The sequence below is a fragment of the Alteromonas sp. MmMcT2-5 genome, assembly GCF_022348315.1.
Classification (GTDB): domain Bacteria; phylum Pseudomonadota; class Gammaproteobacteria; order Enterobacterales; family Alteromonadaceae; genus Alteromonas; species Alteromonas macleodii.
In genome coordinates, this window is record NZ_JAKRFB010000088.1 from 1 (window position 1) to 11,012 (window position 11,012).

The 11,012-nt window shown below is 43.5% G+C and carries 10 protein-coding genes and 1 pseudogene; 4 read left to right on the forward strand and 7 right to left on the reverse strand.

The window, feature by feature from the left end; translation table 11 throughout:
* Positions 1 to 93 precede the first annotated feature (93 nt).
* Positions 94 to 1,011: pseudogene (locus MHN09_RS20195) on the reverse strand (AI-2E family transporter); the annotation flags it as partial.
* 73 nt (positions 1,012 to 1,084) lie between these two features.
* On the opposite strand from MHN09_RS20195, the gene folX reads away from it, so the two are divergent.
* Both folX and MHN09_RS20205 read left to right on the forward strand, forming a co-directional pair.
* Positions 1,085 to 1,453, forward strand: coding sequence for a dihydroneopterin triphosphate 2'-epimerase (folX, locus tag MHN09_RS20200; protein WP_012517852.1), 369 nt, complete (start codon positions 1,085 to 1,087; stop codon positions 1,451 to 1,453).
* 23 nt (positions 1,454 to 1,476) lie between these two features.
* Positions 1,477 to 2,373 carry a TIGR01777 family oxidoreductase gene (locus MHN09_RS20205; RefSeq protein WP_061094660.1) on the forward strand — a complete coding sequence of 299 codons (897 nt, stop codon included), beginning with the start codon at positions 1,477 to 1,479 and terminating at the stop codon, positions 2,371 to 2,373.
* A gap of 328 nt (positions 2,374 to 2,701) precedes the next feature.
* On the opposite strand, the gene MHN09_RS20210 is transcribed toward MHN09_RS20205, so the two are convergent.
* Together MHN09_RS20210 and MHN09_RS20215 are read right to left on the reverse strand one after the other, a co-directional pair.
* On the reverse strand, positions 2,702 to 5,224 hold the full coding sequence (locus tag MHN09_RS20210; RefSeq protein ID WP_061094659.1) for an FtsX-like permease family protein: 2,523 nt from the start codon (positions 5,222 to 5,224) through the stop codon (positions 2,702 to 2,704).
* Positions 5,225 to 5,923 (reverse strand): ABC transporter ATP-binding protein, encoded by a 699-nt coding sequence (locus MHN09_RS20215; RefSeq protein ID WP_061094658.1) that lies wholly within the window; start codon positions 5,921 to 5,923, stop codon positions 5,225 to 5,227.
* A 16-nt stretch (positions 5,924 to 5,939) separates the two neighbouring features.
* Between MHN09_RS20215 and MHN09_RS20220 the strand changes: the two genes are divergently transcribed.
* Both MHN09_RS20220 and MHN09_RS20225 read left to right on the forward strand, forming a co-directional pair.
* Positions 5,940 to 6,596: an arylesterase gene (locus MHN09_RS20220; protein WP_049586851.1), complete on the forward strand. Its 657-nt coding sequence runs from the start codon at positions 5,940 to 5,942 to the stop codon at positions 6,594 to 6,596.
* Positions 6,597 to 7,155: 559 nt separating this feature from the next.
* Positions 7,156 to 8,130, forward strand: coding sequence for a transposase (locus tag MHN09_RS20225; protein ID WP_239241786.1), 975 nt, complete (start codon positions 7,156 to 7,158; stop codon positions 8,128 to 8,130).
* Positions 8,131 to 8,159: 29 nt separating this feature from the next.
* On the opposite strand, the gene dusC is transcribed toward MHN09_RS20225, so the two are convergent.
* The 4 genes from dusC to MHN09_RS20245 all read right to left on the reverse strand — a co-directional run bounded on the left by dusC (position 8,160) and on the right by MHN09_RS20245 (position 10,765).
* Positions 8,160 to 9,098 carry a tRNA dihydrouridine(16) synthase DusC gene (gene dusC / locus MHN09_RS20230; RefSeq protein ID WP_061485318.1) on the reverse strand — a complete coding sequence of 313 codons (939 nt, stop codon included), beginning with the start codon at positions 9,096 to 9,098 and terminating at the stop codon, positions 8,160 to 8,162.
* A 295-nt stretch (positions 9,099 to 9,393) separates the two neighbouring features.
* Complete coding sequence (locus tag MHN09_RS20235; RefSeq protein WP_039230420.1) at positions 9,394 to 9,582, reverse strand: DUF1289 domain-containing protein; 189 nt, start codon at positions 9,580 to 9,582, stop codon at positions 9,394 to 9,396.
* A complete protein-coding gene (locus MHN09_RS20240) occupies positions 9,579 to 9,800 on the reverse strand; it encodes a hypothetical protein (protein WP_061094655.1) in 222 nt (73 codons plus the stop codon). The genes MHN09_RS20235 and MHN09_RS20240 overlap by 4 nt, the downstream gene beginning before the upstream one ends.
* A gap of 59 nt (positions 9,801 to 9,859) precedes the next feature.
* Positions 9,860 to 10,765 carry a M14 family metallocarboxypeptidase gene (locus MHN09_RS20245; RefSeq protein ID WP_049586858.1) on the reverse strand — a complete coding sequence of 302 codons (906 nt, stop codon included), beginning with the start codon at positions 10,763 to 10,765 and terminating at the stop codon, positions 9,860 to 9,862.
* Positions 10,766 to 11,012: the final 247 nt, after the last annotated feature.

The window sequence follows — 11,012 nt, forward strand, 5'->3', positions numbered from 1 at the left end:
GAGGAATTATGCCAGTATGGTGTCACTGGCATTTTCAATGATGTGGCTACCTATGTATTGCTGAGTGAAATATGTACAGCAAAGATCAACAGGCCCTAGCAGCCACCCCCAAAATATTAGCGAAAGGAATACCACAAGTGTAGAGAGCCCCATGCCTTTACCCATCAATCGAGGTTCCACCATATTTCCCATAATGGTATTAACAAGCACAAAGCCAAGCGCTGCGAAACCTGCTGAGGCAGGGCCAAGTTGAACAAAGGCTATCAATACTGCGGGCACAGCAGCGATAATTGAGCCAATGTTAGGAATAAAGTTGAGCATGAAAGCCAACACAGCCCAAAGCATGAAATGATCTACCCCCATCACATACAGCCAAACCCCAATAATCAAACCGGTCCCTAAACTAACCACAGTTTTTATCGCTAAGTAACTGTTCACAGAACGAATAAATCTGTCGATATGCTTTAGTTTCATTCCAGGATCAGCAAGGGCAATATGCAACCGGCGGGGAATACTGTCTGCTTCAAAAAGCATGAAAATGACAGTAAGAAGAATAAGAAAGAGGTTTGAAAGTACGCCGCCCATTCCGCTGATGAAATTTGTTGCTACAGACATAGCCGTTGCTGGATCAAGGTGCGAAGCGATTAACTCTCTATTGATGTGAATATTAAATTCAGCCAATTTGGACACAACCCAGGCAAACTCTGTATCAAGCTTACTTCTGTATTCTGGCAAATTTTCTCGAAACTCGGTCATAGACTGGCCAACTAAGCCAGCTAAAAGAAAACCAAAAACAACGATAAGCAGTATAACAAAAGTTATAGAGAGCCATTTAGGCACGCCAAATTTCGAAGTCCAACGTATTATTGGGCTACACGCGATCGCTATAAAAATAGAGAGAAAAAACGGTACCATGATCGTACTGGCGGCTTTAATACCAGCCATTACCACTACTAAACATGCTAGAACGATTAGAATTTTTGCTGTTGGCGAGCGTAGTTCCATTGACATTTTGTGCTACATTCCTGACTGAAACGACAACACTTTACAACGACTTATAAACAACTACAAACAAGAGACTTCAATGAACTTTAATCTTGCCACTATTAAAATTAAAAACTTAAGACTACGCACTTACATTGGCATCAATGAAGATGAAATAAAAAACAAGCAGGACGTTGTTGTTAACGTGAAAATTGATTACGACGCTGAAAAAGCGACGAACACCGATGATATGAGTGATGCGCTTAACTATAAAACGATTACAAAGGCAATCATCAAGCTTGTAGAAGACAACCGTTTTTCTCTTCTGGAAAAACTTACCGCCGATGTGCTAAGCATTGCCGCAGAACATTCTTCGGTGCGCTACGCTGAGGTAGAGGTCGATAAGCCACATGCCCTTAGATTTTCTGATTCCGTGTCCCTGACTCTATCTTGCAATAAGACGGGATAAGGTCATACCTCGAGGAGCTAATTGTGAACATTCTTTTGACCGGTGGAACAGGGCTGATAGGAAGCGAATTTATTCGTCAATATTCTCGAGAACATGAATTCACGGTGATTTCTCGCGACTTTGCAAAAGCAAAGAGCAAATTGGGGGATAACGTCAAAATCGTCGAGAACGTTTCTTCGTTAGAAAATTTTGAAAGTTTCGACGCAGTAATTAATTTAGCTGGTGAGCCTATCGCCGATAAGCGCTGGACAGACACTCAAAAGAAAATAATTTGCAATAGCCGCTGGGACATCACTTCTGAGCTAGTCTCAAAAATAAATAGTTGTGATGCACCTCCGTCTGTTTTCTTATCGGGCTCCGCGATTGGTTACTACGGCAATCAAGGAGACAAGCTTGTAACTGAAGAAACTCCTCCTCATAACGAGTTCACCCATGAACTGTGCGCTAAATGGGAGACTATTGCCCAAAGTGTAGATCAAGCTAAGACACGTGTCGTAACGCTTCGAACTGGTGTAGTTTTCACCGAAAAAGGCGGAGCGTTAGGGAAAATGGCACTACCGTTTAAATTGGGGGCCGGAGGTACACTTGGTAGTGGTAGTCAATATTTGGCCTGGATCCACTTACAAGATATGGTGCGTGCTATCTCGTTCTTGCTCGAGAATAGTGCATGTTCTGGTGCATTTAACTTAACGGCACCGGAGCCTGTCACGAACAAGATGTTCTCTAAAGCGCTCGCAAAATCACTTAACCGGCCTTGCCTGTTCAATGTCCCGGGCTTTGTTATGAAAGTAGCAATGGGCGAATCGTCGACGATGATACTTGAGGGGCAAAGAGTCATTCCTCAAAAGCTTACTACCGCCGGCTTCAGTTTTGACTTCCGTTCTATCGACGAGGCGCTAAGAGAGATATATCGCGCTTAAATGAATTACTGAAATTAGCTACGTGCCTTGTGGACAGTCACTTGAATTGCTAAGCAAGTGTGTGTCCACATTTATTGCACAACATTATCGCGAGGCACTTTGCTTAGTCACAGGCCTCAAAAACATCTATTTACTATCAAACCAGAGCACTTCTCAAACTCTTCGCGAAAACCATTCTTTCGTAATTAGCGAACTTTGCTGTGAAATGCACAGTGGACAGACACTCATTTGAATTGAGTGATTGTCCACTGCCCTTAATCTAAACGGCACTTAACCGAGTGTCTGTCCGTTTTGTATTAAAGCGCATTTTAAACTAACGCAACAATACCTAAACCATATTCCGCAGCATCTGACTGGTATTAAGTGTAAGCAAACGCCAGCATCCAAACGCACCTAATATGCCTACAACGACAGCGCCAACGCTTGGCGCTATTGCCCAGTATTCTGGGTGTAAGCTTGCTTCCATTTGGAATACAGAGGTTTGAAGTAAATAAAGGCTCAACTCATTGGCCATTGCTGCCATAAAGCCTGCTACTACACCAATGATAACAAACTCAAAAATAACACTTTTTCTTATCAACGTCCCCTTTGCACCGAGCGTCCGAAGTATGGCTATTTCTTGTCTGCGTTCATCCATACTCGCCTGTACTTGTGCAATCAACACCAGACTGCCCGCTAACAATACCAGCACCAAAATAAATTCAACGGCAACAGACACCTGATCCACAATCTCTCGCAACTGATTAATTCGAGCATCAACGTCGAACATAGTTATTGATGCAAACGGTTTAAGTAGGTTAGTTAACTCTGCCTTTCTCTCGGTAGGAAGGTAGAAACTAGTAATATAAGTTGGGCTAAATGCGGCCATTGCCTCAGGGTGAATAACGAAGAAAAAGTTAGGCTGCATAGTCTGCCAATTCACAGTACGAATACTCGTTACTTTCGTTTCGACAATCTCGCTGCCCACATTAAAAGTAAGCCGATCGCCCATTTTAATGTTCAACCTTTCTGCAACGCCTTCTTCAACGGAAACCGGGAACCATCCTTCGCTGTATTGTTTATCCTCATCGCCATGCCAGTTCCCGTCAATGACCTCGTTTTCTTTTTGAAGCGCGTTGCTCCAAGTTAGGTTTGCTTCTCTGCCTAAACCTCTTCGGCCTTCTCGATTCGGCTCATCTTCTTTAGAAACCTCGGTGTTTACCCCTTCTCCATTTACCGAAACAAATCGGCCTCGAATGACAGGATAAAACTCTTCAATTTTTACGCCATTGTCAGCGAAGTGTCTGTCCAACTCGGGTTGAATATCCGGCGTAATGTTAATTAAGAAGTAATTCGGTGTACCTTCTGGCAATTGCGAGCGCCATTGCGAAACCATATCGTTGCGCATTACCAGCACCACTAAAAGCAACATAATGGTGACGGAAAAGCTAATAAGCTGCACGCTGTTGTCCATTGCACGTCGCTTAATACGTGCCCATGCCAACTGCCACGCCCCCATTCTTCCACTGCCCAACTTGCGACCTACTGCAATTAAGATATACGTTGCACCAAGTAATCCGAGTACCAGCGCAGCGCCGGAAACGAAAAGAATAGCGCTAATTTTTAAATCGCGGCTATACATCCACATCAATAAAAATATCGCACCACCTGATGCCACGAACTGAATGCTTCTGGAACGTAAATTCGCTGATATGTCCTTTCTTAATACGCGAAGCGGGGGAACTGAAAATAGCTGCAAAAGCGGATATAAGGAAAAGAGCAATGCACACGTAGCGCCTGTAGCAACGGCGATTAAAAGCGGCCGCCAATGCCACACGTCAAGAGATACATCCACTCTGTCCGCTACAAGTGAAACCACTACTTGCTGACCGGTAAAACCTATAACGAGGCCAATAAAAATACCAAGCCCAGTGATAAATAAAATTTGGAACAAATAGACTTTTCGAATGGTGCTGCTTGTTGCCCCCAAGGTTTTCATTATTGCAACAGGGTCAAAGTGACGTTGAGCATAACGCTGAGCAGCAACAGCAATGGAAACGGCCGCTAATACTATTGCTAACAAACTCGCTAACAGAAAATAGCGCTCAGCACTTGCGACAGAACGCCCTATCGCTGACTCGTCATCTTCGACTGTACGCCACGAGTGTAAGTCGTCATTTAATTGGGGCAATAACCAGGTATTGAAGTTTTCTATGTCACCCGCATCACCGGCAAAAAAGCCCACATAACGAGCGCGACTCCCTGGCCCGGTTATCGCAGTTTTTTCCAAGTCGTTTAAGTTAATTAGCGCAATAGGGTCAGTATTAAACACGCTAAAGCCAGCATCGGGAATATCTACCAACACACGGGTGACGGTAAAAGTGCCATCACCAATATCGATGCTATCGCCAATAGAAAGCCCCAAGCTCTGAAAAAGCCGAGACTGTACCCATGCTTCGCCAGATTTTGGCAACTCTGCAGTATTGCGTTTTTCTCCAAAAGGCTGGTCAGTAATATTGACCGTCCCTTTCAGTGGATAAGCGTCATTCACGGCTCGTAAATCAACAAGCGACATCTCGTCGCCTTTAAATACCATTGAACGTGTTGCTACCTGCTTTGCCGTCGCAAGGCCCTCTTCTCGGGCTCTAGCCAACCATTCCTCGTTTATAGGGTCGTCTGAACGAAGTTGCGCATCTGCTGCAATGAAAGCCGCAGAGCGAGACTTTAGTGCGCCCTGTAAACGCTCGCTAAAAAGTGACAACGACAATACGGCTGCCACAGAAAGCACAATGGCCAGCAATATGATGGTCAGTTCACCACGTCTAGCTTCATGCTTGAAAAGCCGCCAAGCTAAATTAAAAGACGTCGACATCTAAACCGCCTCTTTCTTATTCATTGTGTTCGCGCCAGTTGTTTCAACTAATTCGCCAGCATTCATAGTGAGTTGCCTGTCACAATGTTCCGCAAGCTCGTTATCATGAGTTACGAGTACGAGAGTTGTGCCTTTTTCTCTATTCATCTCAAACAACAGCGCTTCGATTTTTTCACTATTTTTGGCGTCTAGGTTGCCGGTAGGCTCATCGGCGAAAAGTATTTTGGGAGAGGTAATAAATGCTCGCGCTATGGCAACACGCTGTTGCTCGCCCCCCGACAACTGATTAGGGAAGTGATGTGCGCGATGTTTCAATCCGACTTGCTCTAGAATATCCAAAGCTAGTGCCCTTGGGTTATCAAGCCCTGCAATTTCTGCCGGTAGCATCACGTTTTCTAAGGCTGTTAAGCTTTGAACTAACATAAAGCTTTGGAAAATGAAGCCTACTTTATTTCCTCTTAAAATTGCGCGCTCTTCTTCATTCATACTGTGAAGTGCTTCGCCATCTAAGAAAATTTCCCCTTCTGTAACTTGGTCAAGTCCAGCTAACAAGCCCAAAAGGGTTGACTTACCCGAGCCTGACGCGCCAATAATGGCAACGGACTCACCAGACTTGACTTCAAAAGAAATAGGACGAAGGATCTGCAGTGAACCTTCACTCGTATCCACTACTTTGGTTACAGCATTAGCTTTTATCATAAGAGGTCATCAATTCGTGTTTGTTAAATTTCGTTATTTGTTCGCTTTTTTACTTATTCTTTTAATACCCTTTCAAGCGCTATCAGATCAAGCCGAGCAGAGCGACACAAGCGAAAATGCGGTTTTACTTATCTTAGGTGACAGTTTATCCGCGGCTTATGGATTACAGCAACATGAGGGTTGGGTCAGTTTGTTACAAAAAATGTGGCAAGACGACAACATTCCGATTGATATTGTAAATGCTGCGGTAAGCGGAGAGACCACTGACGGTGGTTTAGCGCGATTTCCCCGTTTATTAGAGCAACACAACCCTACCCATGTATTGATTGAACTGGGCGGTAATGACGGCCTTCAGGGCCATAATATCGGTAAGATTAGGGATAATTTAGATTCGCTGGTAAGTGTTGCGAAGGAGAGTAATGCCGTAGTGTTTCTGCAAGAAATGCAGATTCCTTCTAATTATGGCAAGCGCTATACGCAGATGTTTACTCAAAACTTCAATAAAGTAGCGGAAGCTCAGGACGTTCAAAAAATTCCATTTTTCCTTGAAGAAATAGCGCTAAATAAGGACTTAATGCAAAACGATGGTATTCATCCCAATGCTGAGGCACAGCCTTTGATCGCTAATTTTATGGACAGACACTTAAGAAGTTTAATTCTTAGCGCTCAATAATTGTGCTAATCTTATCAGGTGATTTTTTAAATGCGAGGTTTGTTTATGGACGTTTCTTCTGTTAATTCGTCTCCTGTTTCCACTGTCTTAGAATCGCCACAGCGACCTACTCAACAGGTTGAGCCCCGTAATGTGCAAGAAAGTCGCGAGACTCAGCCCCAGAGCACACAGCAGACCTCAAGCGCTAACGATGGACGTGTGGGTTCTAGGGTTGACGTGTTTGTATAACTTGCCCTTTAAATTAAATTGTTAGGGACAGACACTCGTTGGTACTTTTGCTTAGTCCTCTTGCTAGTAGAGGCGGCTTTGCAATAAGGAAATTAGAAAGGACAGAAACCCGGCGAATAAGGGTGTCTGTCCTTTTTCTTTTGGGTCAAATAGACTTAACGATTGACGTCTATCCGTTATGAAATTCGAGTGTCTGTCCACGATTGCCAGTTCTGAGATTTGATCGAAAGAGCACTCATGAAAAATAACCGTCCCTAAAACTGTCCCAAAGACCACTTAAAATTGACGCCGTAAATCTCATAATGTCAATAAATAACTATGGGATACGGATATGCCTCTACCTCGTTACAAGCAAATAAATACTGATGTTACACCTTATTACCACTGCATTTCTCGCTGCGTGAGGCAATCTTACCTTTGTGGTCGCGATGCCCGCACTGGCATAAACTATGAGCATAGAAGAAAGTGGATTCAAGACAGGCTCCATAAGCTTTCTCAAGCTTTTGCCATCGACTTATGCGCCTACGCTGTTATGCACAATCACATTCATGTGGTCTTGCATATAGCAAAAGGCAGAGCTGAAGGCTGGACGATGGATGAGGTCTTGCTTCGGTGGAGGATGTTTTATAAATGCCCGCCCGTAGTGCAGCGATATTTAGAAAACTTTGATTCTGTAACGTCAGAAGAACTTGCTGAATTGAAATCATTATCTGTTTTATATCGAGAGCGACTTCAAAGCATCAGCTGGTTTATGCGTATGCTCAATGAATATATTGCTCGAAGAGCTAACAAAGAAGATGAATGTAAGGGCTATTTCTGGGAAAGAAGGTTTAGGTCACAAGCTGTACTCGATGAGAAAGCACTGGCCAGTGTAATGGCTTACGTCGATTTAAATCCCATTCGAGCAAAAATAGCGACGACGCTAAGCAACTCTCACCATACTAGTATCCAATATCGGTTGAATGCCAAACGCTCGAATAAAACGCCTAAGTTTTTGATGCCCTTTAGCGATAGTCACCACAAGAACACAGTGCCGTTGCCCTTCGCATTTACCGATTATTTGCAGCTTATCACTGATACGATGAATGCAGAGAGTAATACCAATACCTGCAAAGTCCCAAAGCTTCCCAACCGCTTGCTAAGTAAGCTTGGAATGACAAAAGAGAACTGGCAGCTAGTAACTAGTAATTTTGAAACACTTTTTACTGGGCCTGTCGGTTGCCCCGAGATGATGGAGAATTTCGCCAGATGCTGCCAAAGGGCATGTCGCCCAAACGTTGTAAATGCCCAAAGGTATCTGTCGTGAACCTCTAACACTATTGCAAAAGTACTTGGCTAAATATCGGCTTGGCGTGCAAGCACATCAACAATGTCCTGAGATTTCGTTAGGCGCCTTATGTCGTTGAACAGAACTTCAGCTTCAGGGTATTGTCTTTTCAGATAGCCGCACCATTGCTTAATTCGGTTGGGGTAATATTTGCCCTTATCACCAAAAATTTCGTAGCCAGAGTACTGAATCAGCAAAGCAGCCAGTTCAGACCATGGCATAGGTGCTACACCCTCTTTAATACTCAGCGCCAAATTAGGCATTGCCAATGCACCTCGTCCAATCATAAGGTTGGTACACTCTGATTGGCTCTGACATCGCTTAGCGTCTTCAGCGTTCCAAATTTCACCATTTGCAACAAGTGGAATATCGGTGTGTTGCTTTATCTTCGCTATCCAGTCCCAATAAGCTGGTGGTTTATATCCCTCCGTTTTGGTCCGCGCATGAACAACGAGCTCAGAAGCGCCCGCTTCAGTGATAGCTATAGCATTCTCGATAGCTAAAGATTTGTCTTCAAAACCTAGTCTGATTTTGGCTGAAACTGGGATTTCTGCAGGAACAGCGTCCCTTACAGCTTTCACAATGTCATAAAGGGTTTGGGTTTCTTTCAACAAAACCGCCCCACCCTTACTTTTATTAACTGTTTTGGCAGGGCAACCAAAATTTAGGTCAACACCAGGAGAGCCCAGCTCTATTGCTGTTTGTGCATTCTCTGCAAGCCACTGTGGATGTTGTCCTAATAATTGAACTCGGACAGGCACACCTGCCGGAGTTTTGCCGCCATTATGAAGCTCAGGACAAAGTCTATAAAACGTTTTCTTTGGTAATTTTTGATCGACCACTCTTACAAATTCAGTAACACACTGATCGAAACCACCCACGCGAGTGAGCATATCTCTCATTAAGTGGTCGACAACGCCCTCCATAGGGGCAAGCATTACTTTCATTGCAAAAATCTCAGTTTATAGAACATAAAATCGGCGCGGGAGTTTAGCAAAAAGCACTTATATCAGCCAGGCTTTGATGCTTAGTTTTTCAACTTCTGTGACTGTCTACTTAAGGTGCATTTAAGGTGGTTTTAAATTGCAGCTGTTTAAATTTAGTAAGTGTCTGTCCGCAAGACACTTTCTCTAGACACTTTACTTCATGTGGGAGTGATGCAGGCTTCTAATTCTATACGAATAGAAAAGCTTGTGTGTCTGTCCATACGTAGAAAGTTCTTGATAGAAGTTCGCACTTAGCCTATTTACGAGGCTGTAACTGGGTAGCGGCTTCCTTTTCTAAATTTTCAAGGCGAGTGAATACGGCCTTCTTTTGATTATCGGTGTATGTCCGCCAATTAATGATTTCTTCAATCGTACGTTTACACCCAATGCAAATGTCTTCTTCGGTTAATTTGCACAAGGCTACACATGGGGAAATTAAGTTCATAAAGCTTCTGTTTTATCCAGACCGTCTTTTTTACTCTGTATTCGCGAAGCTGCGATAGCTGCCATTGTAGTTTCTGATAGCTCTTTATTGGACCACAAACAGACATGACAACCAAAGCGCGATTCAAGATATGAGGAAAACTCAGTGTCTGTCCCACAGTCATACCTCACTAAATTTTGCTTTTTACCGTCGTAAATAACCGCAGAATAAGTAAACACAAAGAGCCTCCTAAAAAAGAGGCTCAAATATACATCTAGACGTCTAAACGTTCAAGCGTCTAATTTAAATAATCGAGTGCAGCGCAAATTGCGGCCACCTGAGCATCATTGCAATTCTCGGGTGTCGCATTATCGCTATCGGGATAGACTTCTGTGGTTGTGACGTACTTAGCATCTGTCATACCTCCACAAAGGTACAACGACTTCTTGTCATAGCAAATTACACCTTCACTCACCACATCTGCACCTATAATCTTTCCGTTTTCATCGGCCGGTGCGATATGCGTTACTTTTTTCACAGCCTCAATAACTGCTTTTTGAAACTCTATTTGGGGGCTTGGAGTATTAGCAACCGTATAGAAACCATCTGGAATGTTCCAGTTATCATGGGTCACCCCATCCCGCGCAGCCAGTGCTGGTCTAAACTCACTATTGTCCGTGTCTGTCGTTTCGTGCAAATCAATATGAAGCGTAAGAGATAACGCTAAATCAGATACTAATTGCATAAGCTGAGCAGACTCTGGTGCAGGAGAATCACTGTAAAACGAGCGATTCGGATCTAATGCCATTGGGTTCCATCGATTTATCGACTCGTATCCCCAGGGACTTACACATGGCACCACAACTATATTTACTTGCTCTGCGTACTGAGCCAACTTTGTTTCAATAAATTGAAGCGCTCCTTGCACACCACTAGTTTCGTAGCCGTGAACACCGCCTGTAACGAGTGCAGACGGCTTTTCAGCGTCAAAACTCTTGGGAATTACAGCATATAGTGGGTAACGCGCTGTATCATAAGGAAGTGCGCCATACTGCTTTAACTCAAAGCCTTCAGGGATAATGTTGAAGAGTTTATTAAGTACTTCTTCCTGATAACTTCTTTTCACAGTCTGCTGTGCTTTCCATTGGGCTTTTTCTTCTTCGCCCCACGGCTCACCAGGAGTTCCAATTGGATAATTCTGCATATAACACCTCTTTTGTATTTTTTATATCATAACAGTTCAACAAGCTCACGTATCTATCACACAAAAGTTTCTTAAAGGGTTGTGACATGAGTTCTTTACGCATTGAACCTCTGAAAAGTACTTGCGCGAAGGTGTTGACGCCTCTTTTGTAATACCAATTGTCTTAAAAGTTTGATCTAATAGTGGTATTCATATTCGAGTGATTTTGATATGCATACAGCCGACGACTTTAAACAATTAGCAAAGC